The sequence below is a fragment of the Planctomycetaceae bacterium genome, from assembly GCA_041398785.1.
Lineage (GTDB): Bacteria > Planctomycetota > Planctomycetia > Planctomycetales > Planctomycetaceae > JAWKUA01.
This window is the reverse complement of the sequence record JAWKUA010000003.1, coordinates 250,715-273,404: the sequence shown is the minus strand read 5'-3', so window position 1 is coordinate 273,404 and position 22,690 is coordinate 250,715. Positions and strand designations below refer to the sequence as shown.

Sequence of the window (22,690 nt, the reverse complement as noted above, 5' to 3'; positions counted from 1 at the left end):
GGGACTGCGGCAGTTCGTCGCCGCTTTCCTTTTCACTGACGCGGTGATTTCAGAGGAACCGAACGACGGCTCGGAATTCGGCCATTCCTCCAAATCCAAAGCGATGCTGGACGATCGCACTTCAGGAAATCACCTGGATTACGCAAGGAAGTCCGGTCAGTTGGAATCCAGTGTTTCGTTAGTCGCCGAACATGTGGTGGTTCGACTCGCGGCGACAATGCTGATCTGAAGTTGGCTTTCGGCAGGTCCGGTCACAATCAGCGAACCCTGCTGCGTCGTTGGCTCGAAGAATGCCGCGGCGGTCCCCGCGATCTCGATCGAAACGGGCCGATTCGGGTGAATCTCCTGCAGTTGAATGCAGCACTCAGCCTCGTCTCGCGACGAATTTCTCAGCCAGGCGTTTTCCGGCGCCGGTGAAATCGCCGGCTTCGCGCAGAGCACCGTGTCAGAGCAAATCCGGCCCGCCAGCAGCTCTATGGTCCAGTTGCGAAACAGATCCGGGAATTGTCTGTCGGCCAGACTTTCGAGCGATTCGATGGCGTCTCCCTGAGCATCGAGCAGCGTTGCGACGCGAGCTTCGCCGGGCACCGATGACAGAACGCTCTCCAGAAAACTCACACCTGCCGCTCGACAGCCGCCGCGTCCGTAGGCAGAAAATTTCGGAGCATTCGGAATCACGATCGGAAATCGGTGCGGTGTTTTCGCGAATGCCGCAGCGCGAGAAACCAGGTTGCGGCCATCGCTGCCGGTCCGGCGTTCGAAGTGGTGTGAGATTGCCTCATTCAGCCAGTCGGGCACTCCGAGCGACGTCTCAGTCAGCCCGACGGAACCTCGTTCGGCAAGTTGCGAGAACGTCACGACATGCGCCAGCTCGTGAGTCAGGATTTCGGACAGATCGTCGCCGTCCCGCAGGCTTTCGTCGAGATAGACGATGTCGCCGCCAAAGTCGGCGTTCGGCAGGAAGAAGTCGCTGCGACGGACACAGCCCAATACCGGCTCCGTGTTGTTGCCGCGTTCGGACAAGCCGGCAGGCTGCAGGTCGCACAGGACAACGCACAGCATTCCGTCACCGTCAATATCTCTCAGCTGGGCATAATTCGACTCAAGAAACGGCAGCAGGCGAGTTTCACATTCGTGAACAATTGCCGCGGCCAGTTGCGTCATCCGGAGGCGGGATGTTGGTGCTTCTGCGGTGACCGCCGAGAATACCTGAAGGCGCTGACCCTGCGCGACCAGACGTCCTTCTGCTATTCGATGCGAACCGTGCCCCGCCGTCAGGACAGGAACAGCAAACCGCCGCACAACGTTCTCACACGACTCGGCGACGTCAACGTCCGCTACTGAGGCAACCTGATCTCCGGAAGCACAATTCCGGCCAACGCGAATTCCGGCACAATGGCTGAGGTGCAGTTCCGCTTCGCTGATCCGGCGAACATCGACGGTCGGAGGCGCGAAACCGTCCGGCGAACTATGGACAGCCGTGGGATGTGCGTCGCAGCGCAGTTCGATCGTGATGGTGTGAGAGCGCGCCGAGCGGTCAAGGCTGCCGACGATCAGCAGACTGCCCGCCGGAATAACCGGCAGCTCCGTTACAATCGGCTGCCCGGCCGGGTGCTGATCGAGATGCAGTGACGACATCGGCTTCAGCGGCGTCGTGCGGGGAATCTGCCGGTGCCTTTCCCCGAAGATCGCCGACAGCAGCATCGCAATCAGAATCGCGCATGTTGTCGGCGCAGTCCACCGTGCCGCCGACATGGACAACTCACTGCGCGAATCAACGTTGGCATCCCGCAGAGGTTGCCGAACCAAGCAGCCTGAGTCCTCTGCCCCCGACAGTCTGTATCGAGTTTCCGCAACATCAAACTTGACACAATCGTTGCGTTCGGAACTCGCGACGTTGCCTGCTGGAAGGGATTCTGCCCGGTTCCGGCTGCAGCGTTCACGCGAGCGGCGCTATTCCGAGAAGCTTTGACGGTTGCGCCGATGCTCGGAATTGCGATCGCGGACGGCCGCTGTTTCCGACCGTAAACTTTGCCGAGTGCAGCGGCTTCACCGCGCGATTTGAACGACCGCGGCAATTCAGAAGTGGAATGGTCGTTTTTGCGGGGAATTCATTTCTATCAAGTCCGAGAACGAATATAGAATGTTGCCTTCGCGGTGATCCGTGCGCGGACCACCCGCTGTAATGACCAATTCACTCAAGCCAATGTCGGTCTCACCGAAAGGGATTCCTCATGCGGCATCTTCGTCGTTCTGCGTTCCGGTTTACTTGTCTCGCGTTCGCCGGACTCATCGCAGGTTCGCTGTCGGCTGCTGAAGATGCTGCCGGTACCGCGGTCGCCAGGGAATACCGTTCGGCCAGCGGCGCCGAATATTTTGCCCTGGCTCTGCAACCGAATCTGTCGCGTCAGGCAGCCGTTCGGCAACATGTGCTGTTGCTGGATACGTCAGCAAGTCAGGTCGGAAAATTCCGGTCTGCGGAACTGATGCTGACGTCGGAGATTCTCAGCAGCCTTCCTGCCGACGATACCGTGCAGATCTTTGCGGTCGATGTCACCTGTGAAGCGCTGACCAATGGCTTCGTTAAGGCCGGTTCCCCTGAAGCCGCCAGCGCTCTTGAAGCACTCAGGAATCGAACTCCACTGGGTGCGACAAATCTTCCGGACGCTCTGAAAACTGTTGTCGGATCTCTCAACGGTCATCCGACATCGGTGTTGTACATTGGCGACGGTGTGACATCTGCCAATCTGATGTCGGTAGAAGATGTCGATCGTGTTGCGAAATCAATGTCGGCGAATCGCTGCAGCATGCATTCCATCGTGCTGGGACCTTCCATCGACCTGGAACTTCCCGCGATCTTTGCCAACCTGACCGGCGGCGTCGTGCGTCAGTTCAAGGGCGACGAGGCCGGCGACACCGCTTCGGCAATGATCGCAGCCATGACAACCGCGCCGACGAAGCTGGACGGTATCACACTGGACGGCAACGGCCTGAACGGTCTGGCTTCAGTGGCAACCTTTGCCCGACCAGATCGGCACACTGTCGTCGTTGGCCGCGGCAGCCTGCCGGCTTCCGGTTCACTGACTCTGCAGACGGCTGACGGACAATCAACAACCTGGTCAGCTTCCGAGATCACTCAGCAGAACGGCGGCGCAGAACTGCGGCTGCTGGTTGAACGTGCCGAAGCCTCCCACGGCGTCAATGCTCCTGCCGCAAGCCTGGAGATGCTGAATCTGACAGGAAATGAACTTGCGGCGTTTCTGGATCAATCCGTGAAGGTCGTGAAGGCTCTGCAAAACCGTGGCCGCAACCGCGAAGCAGCAGCTCTTGCAACTCGCGCTGCGGATATCGACGACACCAACAGGCAACTGAACACGATTTTGACATCGATGGAATCCGAACAACCGTTCGTTTTCAACTTCAGCACGCAGGAAGAAAATCCTTTCGCTCCGCCCGTTCTGGAAGACGCCCCTGCTGTGCAGAATGCTCCGCCGCCGGTCAGTGCGGGTTCCGCTCAGGACGAGCTTGACGCGGGATTTGGCGGTACGTCGGATCCGCTGTCGGAAGTGGAATCGCAGATTCTTGTCAGAACTCAGCAACTGACTCAGGCGACCAATGCAGCGATTGCGGAAGCGGTGGAATATAGTAAGGATCGGCCGGAGTACGGTGAATCACTGCTGAAGGACGTGCTGGCGACAGTGCGGTCAGAAAACAATGTCAACCCGGCGGCTCGAGCCGAGCTGGAACGGCGGCTGACCTCGGCATTGGAATCCGTCCGTACAGCGGCCATTCGAGCTGCCGAGACTCGGAAGCAGCAGCTTCAGGTCGAAGCGGTCGGAGAAGCTCAGCAAAAGCTGGTCATCCAGAACGCGGAAGAAGAAGAGCGACTTGAGTCGCTGATCGATTCGGTCCGCGGACTGCTGGATCGGGCTCGTCACGGCGACGTGAACGGTTACGAAGATGCCGAAGCAGTGGCCAGGCTGGCAATCGACATGAGACCCGGAAATGGTCCGGCGGCACAGGCGCTGGTCGTGTCGGAAGGCGCCGGACAGCTCGATAAGTCGCGACGACTGCAGGAACTGCGGCACGACCGCTTCCTGGAAACTCTGTACCAGGTGGAATTGTCACACGTTCCGTTCCCGGACGAGCCGCCGATTCAGTACCCGCCGGCAGACGTCTGGCGTGCCCTGACTTTGACTCGCGTGCCAAGATACAAGTCGCTTGTGTACTACGAGCAAAAGCCGGTTGAATTGTGGCTGAACCGGATGCTCGACGAGCCTGTTCCGCCTCTGGACTTCCCCGGCGATGCTCAACTGAGCGAAGTTCTGCAGCAGATTTCGGAGTTCTACACCGCGACGTATGGTCGCGAAGGTGGAGCTGACTACCGGATGACGATTTGGCCGGACTATGCCGAACTGGAATTGGAAGGGATTAACTCGCTGGAAGAAGTCACGGTCAAGGACATCGTCTTAAACGGCATCAGCCTGCGAAATGCGCTTTCGCTGATCTTTGATCAGACAGAAGAACCGGCGCTGACGTACGTGATTAAGAACGAAGTCGTGCAGATCACGACACTCGCAAAAGCTGAAGATCCGCAAGAAAGCGCGACAACCCGCGTGTACGACGTCCTGGACATCATCTCCACGCTTCGGCCGGTCCAGGGCGGTGGCGGTGGTCTCGGCGGCGGTGGCCTTGGCGGTCGGGGCGGTGGCGGCGGCGGCCTGGGTGGCGGTGGTCTTGGCGGCGGCGGTGGCGGCGGCTTCGGCGGCGGTGGCGGCGGCTTTGGAGGCGGCGGCTTCGGTTCAGTACCTGTGTCCGCTGACTGGGATGCAATCCTGAAGGCCGATGGTCCGAACGGAATCTCCAACCAGGCTATTGATAACGTCAAAAAAAAACCAGCAGTGAAGTAAGCGTTCCGGAACCGACCCAATCTGTTCCGGGAAAGGCGACATCTTCCGCGAGCGAAAGTCGCCGGCCGCGACGCTACATTTCAACACTGTTTCAAACAAACCAACCTTCAACACCGCAGCGTTCGGCCGATACCGACGCTGCGGTGTTGTCGCGCGCGGCTGACCTCCTGAAGCAAGTCGGTAAGAACACCGATTCCCCCGATGCCTGGAACCAGGCCTTTCAGTCGCACCGACACTCGGATGCAGCCGTCACCGAAGTCTTCGCCCGTCTACATGCAGAACGAAAGTTCGAAGCCGCGGTCCAGGGAATTCAGGCGGCGATTCGAAATGATCACGCCCAGCCATGGATGTACGACGTCCTGGCAGGCGAAATGAAGCTTACCGGGCGCCCGCAAAGTGAAATCGACCGGGCTCTTCTGTCACGAGTCGACTTCACGGCCGGCGACGCGGATCAACTGCTCGTCACCGCTGCCCTGCTGGCGCGTTTTGAAGCCTGGGACCGGGCAATTGCCCTGTGTCGGGAAGCAACCGATCGAAACCCGTGGCGATCCGAACCCTGGCTGATCGCCAGACGCTACGCCGACCGCAGTTCACAGCCGGAACACATTCTGTGGTCGCGCATCGGGATTCTGAAGTATCTCTGGACCGATGACTTCGACACTCAACACGCGGAAGCCACCGAAACCCTGCGCGAGCTGCAGCGTTCACTGACGGCGGCAGGCAACTCGGAAACAGCGCAGAAAGTGAAAACGGAACTCGACGAAGCGCTGATTCATGATCTTCGAATTCGCGTTGAGTGGGCCGGGGACGGAGACGTCGACTTGTCCGTCGCGGAACCCGGTAAACAAACCTGCTCCTTCCGAAACAAAGTCACCAAAAACGGAGGCGTCCTGCTGCTGACCGGCGACGGAACTCTGCCGAAAGGAAAACGCGGACCATCCGTTGAGGAATACCTGTGTCGTGAAGCACCATCCGGTCAGTATACGATCACGCTGAGACTTGTGACCGGCAAGGTCATCACCGGCAAAGTCATGGTCGTCGTGACTCAGTACGAAAACACAACCGCGGAAAAGAAGACTCGTCTGCCGGTCGCGGTTGGCGCAGGGATGGTGAAGTCAAAGTCGAACTGAAAACGGGCGCCGCGAGGAAAATGGCCCGCCGGGACAGAACTGACTCGGGAAACTGCTCAGGAGACATTCAGCTTCGCCCTGGACGTCGCGAGGAAACAACAGTGCCGGTCGCTGCACCGGATGTGACACACGACACGACAATGCGGCGACCCTCGCAAAGTGCGGTTGCCTTTGTGCAGCGCCGCTTCCGGAAGGACTCGTCAGGAAGACCGCGTGACTGGCTGCATCCGATCCGCGACGGCCAAGCGCAGGACATTCACGTCATGGAATCGCTCGTCGCGGTGCTTCCGAAGGCAGATCGCCACGATCTCGCGAAACTCGGCCGCCTCAGAAGGGATTCGATCCAGAGCCGGCTCGACGCAAAGATGCTGATTCAGGGCATCCGAAACCGACTCGGCGGCAAACAGGGGCTCGCCGGTCAGGCACTCAAAGATCAGGCAGCCGATCGCATAAATATCGGCTCGCCCGTCGATCGCCGTGCCGCGAATCTGCTCGGGAGCCATCGACTTCGGTGTTCCACAGATCCCCCGGCTGGCGTTGTCCGTCCCGGTCGCCATCGTCGCCAGACCGAAGTCCAGGATCTTGACCACGTCGGTCTGCCCGCCGGTTTCCGCCAGAAAGATGTTGGCCGGCTTCAGATCGCGATGCACCATTCCCCTGGCATGAGCTTCCTGCAGTCCATCGCAAAGCTGCAGGACGATGGATTGAGTTTCCATGGCCGTCAGCGGTCCGCTGGCCACCAGCCGTTCCTGCAGCGACTGGCCGCGCAGATATTCCATCACGTAGTAGAAATCGCCTGTTGCTGTGCGACCGTAATCGTAGATCTGCACGGTATTCCAGTGAGAAAGCGTGGCGGAGATCTGAACTTCGTGTTCGAAACGCGCGATCGCCGCTTCGTCCGCGGCTGACTCCGATCGAATCAGCTTGATGGCGGCCGGGCGTTTCAGCAGGCGATGTTCCGCGCGGTATACCACTCCCATCGCGCCGCGACCGATTTCGTCCGTCAGGCGGTACTGTCCGTACTGCCGAGCTTCCTCGACCTCGCGGCGCATTGAATGCACGACATGAGCTCCGACGGTGGCCACCGCCGCCATCGACAGCGTCAGCGTGGACACCGCAAACTGCGCCGCGTCCACCGAATCGGCCAGACGCGGATCGACCCATGTGTGAATCATCGCCACGATCGTCGGCAGCGACGCCGTCAGGCCTGTCACGACGGCCGTTCGTCGCCACGTCCCCGGAATGAACATCCCGTAGGTGGCCACCAGCACACACACCGCAACTCCCACAGCCGCGCGGACGGTTTCCACCGTCTGGAGTTCACCCTGGGTCGCGTAGATCCGCGTGCGAATGACCTGAACGATCAAAAGCTCGATCACCGGTACGGCGATCACGACCAGTTCCAGCCGCCGCAGAGCGGCCATCGAAATCGTGGGCACTCGCCACAGGACCACGACGACAGCCACAATCAAGCCGATCGCCAGCGGTCGCACCATCAGGCCCTGCCCGTGAAACTCGTCGTTCGTTGCCATGATCACGGTCACGGCAATCATGATCAGCAGGACGGCCCCCGCGGCAATCATCAGCCGTTGCCGCAGAAGCTGTCGAGTGGCTTCGCCGAATCGGCTGCTCAGATCGCCGGAAGTCGCTGCGGCTCCCACTGCGATTCGCGAACGCGCGACGACGTGAGTGTCATCCCGCGAAGCGCCAGGGCCACCGCCGTCCGCGACAATAACTGTCTCCTCAAGCTCGGCGGTCATGACCCGGAACCTTTCCTTTCAACCATCACAGCTCACCGGCAGTTCTTTCGAAATCCTGCCAGCTGCCAGGTCAGGCATCGATAATCGTGTCACGGACTCTGCGCTCGAAAATCCGGCGAATTGTCGGCGTCCTTTGTTCTCGAATCCACGTCCTGGAGAACACCAGCTGACAATCCGGGACTTCTGCACAGTGCCCCGACGATAACACGGTGGCTGCAGGCCGGCCCGCTCGGGTCGGGTCAGGACGCCCGTCGAACGTCAGCCGATAAACCTTTCCGGCCGAAACAACTTCACCAGTGCAATCTACTGTTGCCCGTCGTTCTCGCGCAGCAGTTCCGGCGGAAATTCGGCTGCTTCGGCACCACTTTTCAGACGCAGATTTGCTCCCATTCCCTGCTTGTGGCTGAATGGCACCCGGTTAGCGCCGGCATCCTCCAGAATCGTGTGCAGGTCCGCTCTCATCTGAGTAATCCGATCCTGATGCTGCGGATCGAAAATCAGATTGTGTTCTTCATCTGGGTCCTGCTGCATGTCGTACAATTCGTCAATATCCCAGATGCCGTGATATTGAATGAATTTGTACCGATGGGTCCGCAGGGCGAACGTTGTCGGCGTGTGAGGATAGTTGTATTCCCAGTAGTACTCGTACAGCAGGTTCTGACGCCACTGGTCCGGCGGCAGTTGTCCGGCTGCGAGCTGCAGAAAACTGCGACCGTCCATCTGTGTCGGCGTTTTCACACCGGCAGCTTCCAGAACAGTTGGCCCGATGTCGATATTGGCCACGACCTGTTCCAGCGTCGTCCCCGGTTTCCACAGCTTCGGACAGACACCCAGCAGCGGAACGCGGATCGATGCTTCGTAGGCAGTGCGCTTGTCAATCAGCCCGTGTTCGCCCCACTGGAAGCCGTTGTCGCCCATGTACATCACCAGCGTGTTGTCGGCCAGACCGTTGTCTTTCAGCCATTGCCGGACGCGCCCGATTGACTCATCGACGCTCAGCAAAGCTTCACAATACAGCCGATAGTGTTCGGCAATGTCGGAGTCCTGGTGGTAGGCGAAATCCACTCCGTGCCAACTGTTCCGCTGGTTCTTCAGCCACATCGGTTTGTGATGGTAGTTCGCTTCGGTGTTGACCATCGTCTTTGGCTTCGGCAGCGGCTTGCCTTCGTAGCGGCCGGCATGGCGTTCAGCCGGATGAAACATTCCGTGAACGCCCTTGTGAGACAAATACATGAAGAACGGTCTGCTGCTGTCCCGGACACTGTCGTTGAGCCAGCCGATTGCGTAATCCGTCAGTTCGTCCGTGATGTAGCCTTTTTGAGGAACCGGCTGTCCGTCCACATTCAGCGACCAGTTTTTCAGATGTGTCGGCGGGTCGTAGTGACCCTGTCCCCGAAAGGAAACCCATTTGTCAAAGCCTGGCCGCGGCGCGTCCGAGTGGCCGCCCATGTGCCACTTTCCAAAGTACGCCGTCTGGTACCCGGCCTGCTGAAGGTACTGCGGAAAGAAGATGGTTCCGGGCCGGGTCAGCACGTTGTTGTCAACCACGCCGTGGTGATGCATGTATTGACCGGTCAGAATCGACGCGCGACTGGGTGAACACAGGGACGTTGTGACCATCGCATTCCGGAAGTAGACGCCGTCGCGAGCCATCGCATCCATTGCCGGAGTTTCCACCCACGGGTGCCCCAGGAAACTCATCACGTCGTAACGGTGGTCATCGGACAGAATGAAGACGACGTTCAGCGGTTCCGCTCCGTCGATCCGATCGGCGGTAATCTCGTCGGCTGACGCAACAGGCAGCAGGGCGAGCAGGGGCACCACTGTCAGCAAAAGGTCTCGAACAGAAGCGACCATGATGGACCTCAGTCGTTTGCAGCGGGTGAACGATCATTGTCCTGCCATGCTAACGGACGACGCTTCAATCCGAAACGACCAGTCCGGCCAGCGAACGCGCGACGATTCAGAAAGGCAAGGCCACACGACTAGCAGCTGGTGTTCGTTCTTCGCCGTCGAGAGCCAGTCGGACCGGCGGATGGCACGTTCGCGGCCATCAAGTCACGGCACTGCCGGAGTTTTTCGCCGTTGTCCGCCCGAAACGCATGCATCCGATTCCGACGGCACACGCACCAAGAATTGCGCCGCATCCTGAAAAACGGGCTGTCGCGTCAAAGTCTCCGCATCGTCCCAGATTTCGAGGCAAATCCAGTGATACCATTCGCCGCTGAAAATCGCTGGACAAGTCGGGGCGACACGATTTGAACGTGCGACCTCCTGCTCCCAAAGCAGGCGCTCTAGCCAAGCTGAGCTACGCCCCGAATTCTGTTTCCACCACAGTCGTCTGACACAAGTGCGGTTGGTTGGTTCGGCCATTCCGCTGCAGGGCACGGACCGTTTCGAAACCCGCAACCGACCGGCCAACTTTGTTCAATCGGTCAACTGGTGAGACCTGCCCGCTTGCCGGTTGTGGTGCGGCGGGGAGTCTAGTGGGCCTGGGAATCCGTTGCCAGAGACGTTGCGAAGTTTCTCACTCCTTCACCCCGCCGCTGTGCCATTTCGCAGGCTGTTCTCGTGGCGAAGCGCGTCGCCTGTGAATCCGGGCGCGTCCGCGGCGATGGCTGCCGGGCCGATGTAGACAATTTGTCCTCCGGAATCGGCACTGTCGGGGCCAATGTCGATCAGCCAGTCGGCGGACCTCATTACGTCCGTATTGTGTTCGATCACAATCACGCTGTGGCCGGCGTCCACGAGGCTCCTGAACAACAGCAGCAGGTGAGAAACGTCTGCCGCGTGCAGTCCGGTCGTCGGTTCGTCAAGGATGTAGAGAGTCGATTCCGCGTGTTGCGAGGCCAGTTCCGTGGCCAGCCGGACTCGCTGGGATTCTCCGCCGCTGAATGTTGACGCCGGCTGTCCGAGCGTGAGGTATCCGAGTCCCACATCGTGAAACGTCTTCAACAGTGATCGCAGAGAATCAAATTCCCGAAACACGTTCAGAGCCTGATCGACTCGCAGATTCAGGATGTCGGCGGCGTTCAGTCCGGCAAAGCGAACGGTCAGCGTTGATTGGTTGAACCGGCGGCCATGGCAGGCGGGACACGGGACGGTCGCGTTCGGCAGGAAGTTCATCTGAATGTCCTTCAAGCCGGTGCCGCGGCATTCGGCACAGCGACCGTCGCCGGAATTAAAGCTGAAGCGATTTGCCGCGAATCCCCGTGCTCTGGCGTCGCGAGTTCTGGCAAGCACTTTGCGAATGTGATCCCACAGACCGCTGTAGGTGGCGATGTTCGAACGACGATTGCGTCCCAGCGGGCTGTTGTCGACGGAAACGACTCTCGCGATTTCCTGCAGACCGTCGATGCTCCCACACCGGACATCCGCCAGCGTTGTCGCCGGGTCAGCGTCCTTTCGGAGTGATGCGGCAGCGACGGGCAGCAGCGTATCCATAATCAGGGACGTCTTTCCGGAACCGCTGACGCCGGTGACGCACACCAGTGCCCGCAGTGGAATGTCGACCGTGACGTTCTTCAGATTGTTGAGTCGCGCGTTTCGGATCGTGAGTGATTTCAGTGCTTCATCGCCAGGAAAGAGTTGCCGTTGTCGCATCGCAGTCGCGTTGGGTGAACTCTCCTGGGCTGCAAACGGTGGTTCTGCGCCGTCGCGATTGTTCGGCGAATTTTCTTCATCACGAGTTTGACTCGAAGATGCGCGGGTCAGACAGTGCATCGTCGGTGTGTCAACGCCGGATGGAATGGCGTCGCCGGGCCGGCCGGAGTACAGCAACCGGCCGCCGTCAGCTCCTGCGCCGGGACCAAGATCGACAAGCCAGTCGGCGTTTCGGATCACGTCGCTGTCGTGTTCCACGACGACGACCGTGGCACCGCGATCGCGAATTTCAAACAGCGTCTGCAGCAGTCGACGAGTATCTCGCGGGTGCAGCCCGGTTGTGGGTTCATCCAGAACAAAGCACGCTCCATGCAGACCGGTGCCCAGGCAGGCGGCCAGGCGTGCTCGCTGAAATTCTCCGCCGGAAAGAGTACGAGTCGGCCGGTCCAGAGTCAGATAGCCCAGACCCACCTGCTGCAGGCATCGCAGCCGCTGCCGGATATCGGGAAGCGTACGATCCGCGACAAGCCTGGCTTCCGGGCTGAGTGCATTCAGAAGCTGTGCGAACGAATTGCTGCCGGAACGCGAACCGGCTTGTGTGTTCGAAGAAACCGCATCGACGATGCCACCGCTGGTTGCGGCGGAATTCCGGGGCAGCGTTTGAACCTCCGGACTTTCATCATTCGCCAGCCATGCCAGAGCTTCGTCGACATTCATCGAAGTCAGATCAGCGATACCGCGGCCGAGAAACGTCACCGACGAAGCAAATGGCTGAAGCCGGCTGCCGTGGCACACCGGACAGGCTGCCTTTGAAAAAACGGTGATGTCGGCTGAATCATCGACAACACCGTGAACTCCGAAACCCTGACACTCCGGACAGGCTCCCCACGCGCTGTTGAAGCTGAAGGTTCGCGGTTCGGGGGTCGGGAAACTCAGGTCGCAGGCCGCGCAGTGGAAGCGGGTGCTGAAGAATCGGTCGTGCCAGCCGGCATCTGTTTGTTCGCAGAGGATGCATGTTCCATCGCTTTCGCGAACAGCCAGGTGAATCGATTCGCGAAGCCGGGTTTCAATGCCGTCCTTCAGAATGATGCGATCGATCACAGCCTCGATGTCGTGTTCGCGCGACGCGGTCAGCTTCGGGACGTCAGCGATGTCATACTGTTCGCCATCGACGCGGGCTCTCACGTAACCGTTTCGAGCGATCCGTTCGAAGATCTCCCTGTGAGTGCCCTTTCTGCCACGGACGATCGGCGACAGGACCATCAGCTTTGTGCGTTCGGGAAGCTGCAGCGTGCGGTCCACGATCTGCTCAACCGTTTGGCTTTCGACGGGCTGACCGCAGCCCGTGCAGTGAGCCGTTCCCGCTCGGGCAAACAGCAGCCGCAGGTAGTCGTAGATTTCCGTGGTGACGGACAGCGTACTGCGCGCCGGAGCCGCGGCGACTCGCTGATCGACGCAGACGGTCGGCGGCAGACCACTGACTTCGTCGACGTCGGGGCGCGTCAGTTCGCGCAGCAGTGCTCTTGTGTGGACGGAAACACTTTCCAGGTAGCGCCGCTGGCCCTCGGCAAAGAGCGTGTCGAAGGCCAGGGAACTTTTTCCCGACCCGCTGACTCCCGTCATCACGATCAGCCTGCCCAGCGGCAAGTCGACGTCAATGCTCTTCAAATTGTGCGTGCGAGCCCCGCGAATGCGAATGGATTCCGTCGCAGCGGATTCGCGGACAGAGTTGCGACCGGTCATGGCGAAACTGGGCGGGTTGAGGGTAAAGGCGATCGGTAAGCGGCACGTGTGCGTCGTGGGCGGGACCGCGCGTCGAACTGCCCGGAGCCATTACGGAGATTCACATTCGAGTGTATAGCGGACGAGATCAACTCGGGAGGCCGACGCGTGTTGCCGACGGACATCGCGACGGTGTGAAAGATCCGCTGCCGGGGATCTAATCGCGGCTGCGAACGGTTACGAACCGGTCGTCGGAAAGCGTGGATTCGCCGTCGAAGCGGTAGCCGCATAAAAGTCCTCCTTTTGCGACACTGTAATCCAGGCACGCGATGTTAGCGGCCAGCGGCGCCGGCTTGCGGGGCGGCAGCCAGTAGTGACCCACGAAAACCGGCGGCGCGTCGGCTGGATACGGAACCGCAGGAGCGCTTTCGGGTACAGAAACGCCTGGGATGTTCGGTTCCCGCGGCAATGCGTAGTCGCCCAGGTGCCGCCCCTGCGGAGATTCGAACCACCGAATTCGAATGCGACGTCGCGCGGTCCCGTCCTTGTCGGTGACCACGACTCCTTCGGGAAGTTCCATTTCCGGTCCCTTCAGGACTCTTTCGACGGCGTCGAACAGAGGATCTCCCACGGCCGTCGCGCGCTGCATGAACTGTGCATCGAACGGCTGTTTACGCGACAGCGTTTGATCGATGAAATCAAGACCGCCGGGATCCCAGCAGGCGTGCACAATTCGGATGGACTGCAGGTCAAGGCAAACCGGCAGTGAACGAAACCAGTTGAGCCAGTCGGCAAGTTCCATTTCGGAAATCTGATCGAGCGTCGCACGATGCTGCCGAACGTTCTTTTCGGAATGCGGACGACAGTGTTCGCCGGGCAGATCGGAGCGTTCAGTATGAAACGCGATCGCGTTGAACTCATGGTTGCCCATCACGGCCAGAGCCGCAGCACCTTCGACCATGCTGCGCACAATCGTCAGGACATCGTGAATCTGTGGCCCGCGGTCAATATAGTCACCGCAGAACACGGCCTGTCGGGATTCGTGCCGAAAGCAGCCACCTTCTTCGCGGTAGCCGAGTTTTTCAAGCAGTTCGACCAGTTCGTCCGCGTGCCCGTGTATGTCGCCGATGATGTCGTAAATTATGCTGCTCCGTGAACAATCGCTGAATTCGCGGCTCGATCGCCGCGGGCCGCAACTCGCAACGCGACCGGCGAATCGGGTTTTATTCGGTCATCAGGTCGACAACGCCGACACGTTGCAAGCATCCCGCAAACCGTCGCTGTGCTCCGCGATGCGACGATGAATCGTAGATCGTGACAATACGTTGTCAAAACACAGGAATCCCCTCATCGTGACGGAATCTCAGCTCGAACATGAATTGCACTGGTCGCTTCCGGCCGGATGGGAGTCGTTGTTGCCGAAGGAAGCTCTGACCGGCGACCAGGCCAGGATGAACTTTGTCGTGGGTCTGGCAAGGTGGAACATCCGTAATCGCACGGGTGGACCGTTCGCGGCAGCGGTGTTTGAACGAGGCAGTGGTCGGCTGGCGGCTGTGGGAGTCAACCGCGCTGTCCCGCTGACCAGCAGCATGGCTCACGCCGAAGCCCTTGCGATCGGACTGGCTCAAAAGCGTTTCCGGACACACGACCTTTCCAGCGTCAGCGGCACCGGCTTTGAACTGGTGACGTCGGGACAGCCGTGCATTCAGTGCTTTGGGATGGTGTGGTGGTCCGGCGTCACGCGTCTTGTTGTCGGAGCGCGGGCGGCGGACATTGAGGAAATCTGCGGCTTCGACGAAGGGCCGATTCCTGCGGACTGGAAGTCGCAACTTGAAAACCGCGACCGGCTGCCTGCGGTGGAAGTGCTGCTGGACGTTTGCCGCGACGAAGCCTGCGCAGCACTGCAAATGTACGCGGACATGAACGGACCGAACTACAGCCCGGGCCATTCTTAAACGGCCCGCGGAACGTGCGGCGCGTTCGACGCGGCCGGTTTCGCGGGAATAGCTGAGCGTTTCGACAATCTTCGCGGCGGCCATATACTTCCGCCCGCGACGGCGTTTCGCGGTTGCGAAAGGAAAGTGACCGCGTCGCCCATTTGAGAACTCCGCCGTCACGTGATGTCTCGCTGACGCTCCGGGCCGGAATTTTCCGGAACCCTGCGCCGTCCAGCGATTCCCAACACGCCAACTGCCGACTGTTGCCCATATGTCAGAAACCGACATCGTGATTCGCGGTGCTCGCGAGCACAACCTGAGAAACATCAGCCTTTCGCTGCCGCGAAACAAGCTGATTGTGATGACGGGCGTCAGTGGTTCGGGAAAGAGTTCGCTGGCATTCGACACGCTCTACGCGGAAGGACAGCGGCGGTACGTCGAATCGCTGTCGACGTATGCCCGGCAGTTCATGGGCCAGTTGCCGAAACCCAACGTCGATTCGATTTCCGGCCTGGCGCCGTCGATTTCAATCCAGCAAAAGTCGACCAGCCGCAACCCGCGAAGCACGGTCGGCACGATCACGGAAATCTTCGACTACCTGCGAGTTCTCTTTGCCCGAGTCGGCCAGGGCTACTGCTACGTCAGCGGCAAACCGATCAGGGCTCAGTCGACGGATTCGATCATCGACAGCATCGCCAGCATGGAAGAAGGCACGCGATACTCGATCCTCGCGCCGATCGTGCAGAACCAGAAGGGCGAGTTCCGCGATCTGTTCGAAGATCTGCTGAAGCGAGGTTACCTGCGCGCCCGCGTTGACGGGGAAGTTGTTTCGCTGTCAGACGATCTCAAGTTGCGGCGCCATCACAAACATACGATCGAAGTTGTCGTCGATCGACTCGTCGCCGGCCCGTCGAACCGCGGTCGCCTGGCGGAGGCCGTCGAACAGGCCCTGAAGCTGGCGGACGGAAGGCTGGTTGTTAGTCGAGAGTCGAGCGTCGAGGGTCGAGAGAAATCGCGACAACAAAGAACAAAAACTCACAACTCTCAAACCTCAACGCTCGACTCCCTCTACTCCGCCAACTACGCCTGCGCCGAAAGCGGCATGAGTTACGAACCGCCCAGTCCGCAGCTTTTCAGCTTCAACAGTCCGCTCGGCATGTGCATGCACTGCCACGGACTCGGCATGAGTCACGGGTTCGCAGCCTCGCAGATTGTCGCCGACGAAAAGAAGTCCATTCAGAACGGTGCACTCCTGCTGCTGCCTTCGCTGCGAAAGATGGGTCGCTGGCCGCGACACATCCTGACCGGAGCCGCCGAAGCGATCGAGTGCATGTTGGACCTGCACTACGGCTCGCTGCTGAAAACAAAATGGCGGGATCTTCCCGATCAGGCGAAGCACTTGTGGCTGTACGGCACGGGCGACACCCACATCACGTTTGCCTGGAGAACTCGCGGCGGCGTCTACAAGCACGGCGGCACGTGGGAAGGCTGGGTCAACCGGCTGCTGAACGATTACCGCACGACGAAGAATCCAATGCGCCGCCGACAGCTCGAAAAGTACATGGAAATCGTGCCGTGTCCGAGTTGCGAGGGCGAACGACTGAACCGCCAGGCTCGCAACGTACGAATATGGGGGCGCAATCCGAGTGCCACTGGCTCTGCCAGTACCTCAAGCCGCAATCCGAACAGCACTGGCACAGCCAGTGGCAGACAAACGAATCGGCGACGATCGCAATGGGTGGAACTCAGCCTGCCGCAGGTCTGCGCGCTGAGCATCGAAGAAGCGGCCGAGTTTTTCGAATCGCTGAAACTCGATGCCACGCAGCAACTCATCGCCGAAGAAGCCCTGAAGGAAATTCGCGGGCGGCTGGGATTCCTGCTGCAGTGCGGGCTGCATTATCTGACCCTGGAACGGTCGGCTCCGACGCTTTCCGGCGGAGAATCGCAGCGCATCCGACTCGCCGGTCAGATTGGCTGCGGACTGGTCGGAGTCGTCTACATTCTGGACGAACCGTCGATCGGCCTGCACCCGCGAGACAACACGATGCTGCTGGAAAGCCTGCAGCGCCTGCGTGATCAGGGCAACACGGTCATCGTTGTCGAGCACGATGAAGAAACCATGCGCGCCGCCGACCACATTGTCGACTTCGGCCCCGGCCCGGGAATTCGCGGCGGTGAACTGGTCGTCGAAGGCACGTTAAGCGACGTCCTGAAGAACAAACGCAGTGTCACGGGGCAGTACCTGAGCGGAAGTTTGCAAATTGAAGTGCCAACCGTACGACGCGGAACCGACGACCGCGAGCCACAGGGCGCTAGCCCCGGTTCGTCAGCGCGCAGCAGTTCGTCGAAGCAGAAAACCGGGGCTAGCGCCCTGCGGCTTGCGGACTGCATCACGGTCAGGAACGCCCGCCACAACAATCTGAAAGGCATCGACGTCAGCTTCCCGCTGGGACGGTTCATCTGCGTCACCGGTGTCAGTGGCAGCGGTAAAAGTTCGCTCACCAACGACATCCTGTGGCAGGTTCTGAACCGCGACGTCAACAAAGGCAAAGGCGAACCGGGCAAACACGATCGAGTCAACGGGCTGACAAAGATTGACAAAGCCATCGACATCGACCAGTCGCCGATCGGCCGCACTCCGCGCAGTAACCCGGCCACCTACGCGAAGGTCTTCGACGAGATTCGCCGACTGTTTACCCAGTTGCCGCAGTCGAAACTTCGCGGCTACAAACCCGGTCGTTTCAGTTTCAACGTTGCCGGCGGCCGCTGCGAAGCGTGCGAAGGCCACGGAGCCACCAAGCTGGAAATGGACTTCCTTGCCGATATCTGGGTGCCCTGCGACGTGTGCCAGGGCCGGCGGTTCAGCCATGAAACGCTGGAAGTGAAATTCAACGGGTACAGCATCGCCGACATACTGGAACTGGAAATCCGCGACGCTCTGACGGTCTTCGAGAACGTGCCGAAGATCAAACGGATGTTGCAGACGCTGGTCGATGTCGGCCTGGACTACATGCACGTCGGCCAGCCATCGCCCACACTGTCCGGTGGCGAAGCGCAGCGCATCAAGCTGTCGCGCGAACTTGGCAAACGGTCCACCGGCAGCACGCTGTATCTGCTGGACGAACCGACCACCGGCCTGCACTTCGCCGACGTCCACAAGCTGCTGGAAGTCCTGCACAGCCTGGTGGACCTCGGCAACACGGTGATCGTCGTCGAACACAACCTGGACGTGATCAAAACGGCCGACTGGGTAATCGACATGGGTCCCGAAGGAGGCGAAGGCGGCGGTCGAGTCGTGTGCGAAGGCACTCCGGAAGATGTCGCGGAGTGCAAAGACTCCTACACCGGAGCCGCCCTGCGTCCGGTGCTGGGAATGAAGCCACTGCGATCCGGACGGGCGAGGCTGCTGCCGAGCCGCGCGCCGGGCGGCAACGGATTGGCAGCGGCTTCCCGCACCAAAGCGGATCCGTTCATCTTCGCCAAACGGATTCAGATCAGCGGAGCGTCGCAGCACAACCTTCAGCATATCGATCTGCAGGTTCCGCGCGGCGAAATGAGCGTTTTCTGCGGCCCCAGCGGCAGCGGCAAGACGTCGCTGGCAATGGACACGCTGTATGCAGAAGGCCAGCGGCGGTACGTCGAAAGCCTGTCGGCGTACGCCCGGCAGTTTCTCGGCCAGATGCCCAAGCCGCGAGTCGACAGTATCCAGGGCCTCAGCCCGGCCATCGCCATCGAACAAAAAACCGTCGGCGCCACCCCGCGTTCAACCGTCGGTACAGTGACGGAAATCTACGACTACCTGCGAGTGCTGTTCGCCAGACTGGGAACCGTTCACTGCCCGACGTGCGGCCAGCCCGCTCAAAAACAAACCACCGACGAAATCGTCGACGCCATTCTGCAATTGCATGTCGGTGCCGACGGGCCGCGGGAAGTGACTCCTATCCGAGCGCTCGTGCTCGCGCCGATCAGCGTTGATCGCCAGACAACCTACGAATCCGCATTTGAGCGCCTTCGCGCCAACGGCTGGGTTCGAGTTCGAATCGACGGCGTAACCTGTTCGCTGGAAGAGACTCCGGCGATCGATCATCGACGCAGTCACGTCGTCGAAGTCGTCGTCGACCGTATCACGATCAGCGACAGGGACCGGGGCCGCATCGCCGACTCCGTGGAAGCCGCTCTGGATGTCGGCAAGGGAATCATCCGAGTCGCGCTGGCCGAAACTTCCACCGACGAGCCCGAATGGGAATCGCATACCTTCAGCCTGCACCTGTCTTGTTTCAAATGCGGCCGGTCGTTCGACCACCCGACGCCGCAGCAGTTCAGCTTCAACAGCCCGCTTGGATGGTGCTGGAGTTGCGAGGGACTCGGCACGGAGTACGGAGCCAACCAGTCGCTGCTGGTCACCAGCCCCGAACGCAGTCTGCTGAATGGAGCTATCGGAGCACTCCCCGATCCTCGCGAAAATGCTCCGTTCCGCACAATGCTGGAAGCCGTTTGCGCGGAGTTCCACATCCCGCTCGACCAGCCGTGGTACCTGCTGACTCCTGAACAACAGCGCGTGATCCTGTACGGCGATGAGGAGCGATGGATCGAGTTCAAGGCGGAAGAAGAAAGAAGGACGGAGGAAGGAATTCAGCCGCCTTCCGCCTTCCGCCTTCAACCTTCATCCTTCCGGTACCGCGGTCTGTTTCCGACGATCGAACTGGCCGCACGGCTGTCGTATTCGCACCGTCGGGCACTGATGGAGATGGCGGGCGAAAAGGACTGCAGCGTGTGCAACGGAACGCGGCTGCAGGATGTTCCCGCCGCAGTCCGCATGAACAACGTGACTCTGCCGCAACTGTGCCGTATGCCGCTGGCCAGAGCTCTCGAATTTCTGAGGTCACTCAAGCTGAACAAGACCCAACAGCAGGTTGCCGGAGACCTGCTGGACGAAGCGGTTCACCGGCTGAGTTTCCTGGTCGACATCGGTCTGGAATACCTGACGATGGACCGCGGTATGCCCACGCTGTCCGGCGGCGAATCGCAGCGCATTCGGCTGGCCGGACAGGTCGGTCGTTCGCTAACCGGAGTGCTGTACGTTCTCGACGAACCGACCATCGGCCTGCATCCGCGTGACAACGGTCGTTTGCTGGCAGCTCTGAAACGGCTTCGCGATCTCGGGAATACGGTGCTGCTGGTTGAACATGATCGCGAAGTGCTGGAAGCCGCCGACAGGCTTTACGACTTCGGTCCGGGCGCCGGCAGGCTCGGGGGAACGGTCGTTGCGGAAGGCACGCCGAAACAAATCGGCCGGTTGTCGAACAAGTCCCTCACGGGCGCCTACCTCAGCGGCAAACAGGGGATTCCGGTGCCGGAGATGCGGCGCATCTCCGCTCGCGCAGCGGCCTCCGCTGTCCGCTGTCCCCCGCAATCCAATAAACGCACCCCGGAAGACTCGCCAGCGGGGGAGAGGAGGCAAACGCCACCCTGGCTTCGCCTTCTCGGCGCTTCCCAGCACAACCTGCGCAATGTCGATCTCAACATTCCACTCGGCACACTGACGTGCATCACGGGAGTCAGCGGCAGCGGGAAGAGTTCACTGGTGATGAACACGCTGGCTCGGGCCGTGGCCAGGCGACTCAACCTTTCGACGGAAGCACCGGGACCGTTTCGCGAACTGCTGGGCATCGAACATCTTTCCAGGATCGTGATCGTCGACCAGAACCCGATTGGGAACACGCCCGCGTCCAACCCGGCCACGTACACGGGAGTCTTCGACCACATTCGCGAACTGTTCTGCCGCATGCCGGAAGCGAAGGTGCGAGGCTATCGGCCGGGCCGTTTCAGCTTTAACCGAGCCGGAGGCCGCTGCGAAGACTGCGAAGGCATGGGGCAGCAAAAGATCGAAATGCACTTCCTGCCTGACGTCTGGGTCGAATGCCCGACCTGCCGCGGCAAGCGCTATAACAACGAGACGCTGTCCGTGAAGTTCAACGGCAACAGCATCGCCGAAGTGCTGGACATGCCGATCGAAAAGGCGCTCGATCTGTTTTCGAACGTGCCGAAGATCCGCGCGCCACTTGCGACAATGAACGCGATCGGTCTGGGCTACCTGACGCTCGGCCAGCCGGCTCCGACGCTTTCCGGCGGAGAAGCCCAGCGCATCAAACTTGCTGCGGAACTTGCAAAGCCCAACCAGGGCCGCACGCTGTACCTTCTGGATGAACCCACAACGGGACTGCACTTCGACGACATCGCCAAACTGCTGGGCGTGCTGAATAGCCTTGTCGAACAGGGCAATACGGTCGTGGTGATCGAACACAATCTGGACGTGATCAAGACCGCCGACTGGATCATCGACCTTGGTCCCGAAGCCGGCAGTGGTGGCGGCATGATTGTTGTGGAGGGAACTCCGGAAGACGTCGTGGACTATGCGGCTCGTTCCAGGACGCTTGCCTTGAACGCACCGCCAGGAGACTCTGCCTCCGGTTCGAACGCACCTGAAGCAGGTGCCCGGGAACAAATGGCAGAAGCTTCAGGGCATGGCGTTCCGGAGCGGAGCCCGGAAACGAAGTGGCGCTCCTACACGGGCGAATTGCTCGCTCCCGTTCTTGCTGAAGCAAAGACCGGAAAAATCGAAACCTTCGACGTCGCGGCCGCCGCAACAAAGCACGCCGGAGATGTCAGTGTCGAGCAGCTCGGCAAGTCCGCGCAACTGCCGTGGGAAACCAATGGCCAGCGCTGGCACACAAAGGAGTGTCTCAGTCACGACGGTCAGCGGTGTCAGTGGGACGGCGCAGCGCTGCAGTTCGTCATCGATCTGCTGGCGAAGGACAAACGCTTTGCTCCCGTCAACTGGAATCACCGGTCGACGGTCGAGGTCAAAGCCACGAATGGTGTCGGCTGGTTCCTGCACGCTCGCACGGGACACGTTTGGCTGATGGTGCTGTGCTTCCGAGTAAAAAAGGGCACGTTCGAAACACGGCAGCTGGACTTTGAACTCGACCTGACGCCGATCGATGACGTCGACGAAATCCTGTACTACAGCCAGTCACCGCGAGTCAAAGTTCGCAAGATGGCCGGGCCGTGGCAGGAAATAAGCATCAAGGTCTGGAAGAAGGAAGAAATCGACACGCCCGCGTTTCGCAGGTTTCTGAAGCAGGCCGCGGACGCACACGTGGCTCAGGCGTCAAGGGAAAAGGCCACACCGCAGGAATTGCTGCCCTGGAAACAACTCGGGCGGAAATGGCACCTGATGAAAAAGGATCTGGTCAACAATGGCCGCATCGACTGGGAGTTTGCGACGGTGGAAACACTGCTGCCCGTCGTCGAACAGGCGCTCGTCGACTGCGACGCCGACTACGGCATCCGCACAAAGATCAACTTCAATCGCAAGTCGGACGGTTCTCCCGTCGCCGAACTGCAGACCAAACGTCGCGACGGCGTCGATCTGGTGCTGTACGTCCCGCAAGACTCCGTCACCGTCGGCAGCGTCGCTCATTTTGGAATTCAGCAGACTGTGAAACGCCATCTCGCCGGCGGCGACGCGGTCACGCTTCGGTTTACGAAAGCGGAACAGGTAACTTCAGAACTCGCGAAGTGGATTTCGAACGAAGCCTTCCGAACCAATAACGAGACATGACGCG

General features: G+C 60.2%; 10 protein-coding genes and 1 tRNA gene. 5 read left to right on the top strand and 6 right to left on the bottom strand.

The window, feature by feature from the left end:
• Positions 1-156: 156 nt before the first annotated feature.
• Positions 157-1,809, bottom strand: coding sequence for a hypothetical protein (locus tag R3C19_05015; GenBank protein MEZ6059703.1), 1,653 nt, complete (start codon positions 1,807-1,809; stop codon positions 157-159).
• 425 nt (positions 1,810-2,234) lie between these two features.
• Here R3C19_05015 and R3C19_05010 point away from each other — a divergent pair, with 425 nt between their 5' ends.
• Complete coding sequence (locus tag R3C19_05010; protein ID MEZ6059702.1) at positions 2,235-4,910, top strand: hypothetical protein; 2,676 nt, start codon at positions 2,235-2,237, stop codon at positions 4,908-4,910.
• A 371-nt stretch (positions 4,911-5,281) separates the two neighbouring features.
• The gene (locus R3C19_05005; GenBank protein ID MEZ6059701.1) at positions 5,282-6,040 is read left to right on the top strand and encodes a hypothetical protein; all 759 of its coding nucleotides are present in this window, start codon (positions 5,282-5,284) and stop codon (positions 6,038-6,040) included.
• Positions 6,041-6,240: 200 nt separating this feature from the next.
• On the opposite strand, the gene R3C19_05000 is transcribed toward R3C19_05005, so the two are convergent.
• The 5 genes from R3C19_05000 to R3C19_04980 form a co-directional block, all read right to left on the bottom strand.
• The gene (locus tag R3C19_05000; GenBank protein ID MEZ6059700.1) at positions 6,241-7,800 is read right to left on the bottom strand and encodes a serine/threonine-protein kinase; all 1,560 of its coding nucleotides are present in this window, start codon (positions 7,798-7,800) and stop codon (positions 6,241-6,243) included.
• 303 nt (positions 7,801-8,103) lie between these two features.
• Positions 8,104-9,657 (bottom strand): sulfatase, encoded by a 1,554-nt coding sequence (locus tag R3C19_04995; GenBank protein ID MEZ6059699.1) that lies wholly within the window; start codon positions 9,655-9,657, stop codon positions 8,104-8,106.
• Positions 9,658-10,043: 386 nt separating this feature from the next.
• Positions 10,044-10,118 (bottom strand) — tRNA-Pro (locus R3C19_04990).
• A 217-nt stretch (positions 10,119-10,335) separates the two neighbouring features.
• Positions 10,336-13,146 (bottom strand): hypothetical protein, encoded by a 2,811-nt coding sequence (locus R3C19_04985; protein ID MEZ6059698.1) that lies wholly within the window; start codon positions 13,144-13,146, stop codon positions 10,336-10,338.
• 196 nt (positions 13,147-13,342) lie between these two features.
• Positions 13,343-13,927 (bottom strand): hypothetical protein, encoded by a 585-nt coding sequence (locus R3C19_04980; protein ID MEZ6059697.1) that lies wholly within the window; start codon positions 13,925-13,927, stop codon positions 13,343-13,345.
• Positions 13,928-14,020: 93 nt separating this feature from the next.
• On the opposite strand from R3C19_04980, the gene R3C19_04975 reads away from it, so the two are divergent.
• The 3 genes from R3C19_04975 (at position 14,021) to uvrA (ending at position 22,686) form a co-directional block, all read left to right on the top strand.
• On the top strand, positions 14,021-14,281 hold the full coding sequence (locus tag R3C19_04975) for a hypothetical protein (GenBank protein MEZ6059696.1): 261 nt from the start codon (positions 14,021-14,023) through the stop codon (positions 14,279-14,281).
• Positions 14,282-14,477: 196 nt separating this feature from the next.
• The gene (locus tag R3C19_04970) at positions 14,478-15,080 is read left to right on the top strand and encodes a nucleoside deaminase (GenBank protein MEZ6059695.1); all 603 of its coding nucleotides are present in this window, start codon (positions 14,478-14,480) and stop codon (positions 15,078-15,080) included.
• A gap of 253 nt (positions 15,081-15,333) precedes the next feature.
• On the top strand, positions 15,334-22,686 hold the full coding sequence (gene uvrA, locus R3C19_04965; protein MEZ6059694.1) for an excinuclease ABC subunit UvrA: 7,353 nt from the start codon (positions 15,334-15,336) through the stop codon (positions 22,684-22,686).
• Positions 22,687-22,690 lie beyond the last annotated feature (4 nt).

What these genes read in the sequence shown, in the direction of transcription:
- R3C19_05010 (MEZ6059702.1), top strand. Translation starts at nt 2,235, where the DNA reads ATGCGGCATCTTCGTCGTTCTGCGTTCCGGTTTACTTGTCTCGCGTTC.
- R3C19_05005 (MEZ6059701.1), top strand. Translation starts at nt 5,282, where the DNA reads ATGAAGCTTACCGGGCGCCCGCAAAGTGAAATCGACCGGGCTCTTCTG.
- R3C19_05000 (MEZ6059700.1), bottom strand. Translation starts at nt 7,800, where the DNA reads ATGACCGCCGAGCTTGAGGAGACAGTTATTGTCGCGGACGGCGGTGGC.
- R3C19_04995 (MEZ6059699.1), bottom strand. Translation starts at nt 9,657, where the DNA reads ATGGTCGCTTCTGTTCGAGACCTTTTGCTGACAGTGGTGCCCCTGCTC.
- R3C19_04985 (MEZ6059698.1), bottom strand. Translation starts at nt 13,146, where the DNA reads ATGACCGGTCGCAACTCTGTCCGCGAATCCGCTGCGACGGAATCCATT.
- R3C19_04980 (MEZ6059697.1), bottom strand. Translation starts at nt 13,927, where the DNA reads ATGGAACTTGCCGACTGGCTCAACTGGTTTCGTTCACTGCCGGTTTGC.
- R3C19_04975 (MEZ6059696.1), top strand. Translation starts at nt 14,021, where the DNA reads ATGAAACGCGATCGCGTTGAACTCATGGTTGCCCATCACGGCCAGAGC.
- uvrA (MEZ6059694.1), top strand. Translation starts at nt 15,334, where the DNA reads ATGTCAGAAACCGACATCGTGATTCGCGGTGCTCGCGAGCACAACCTG.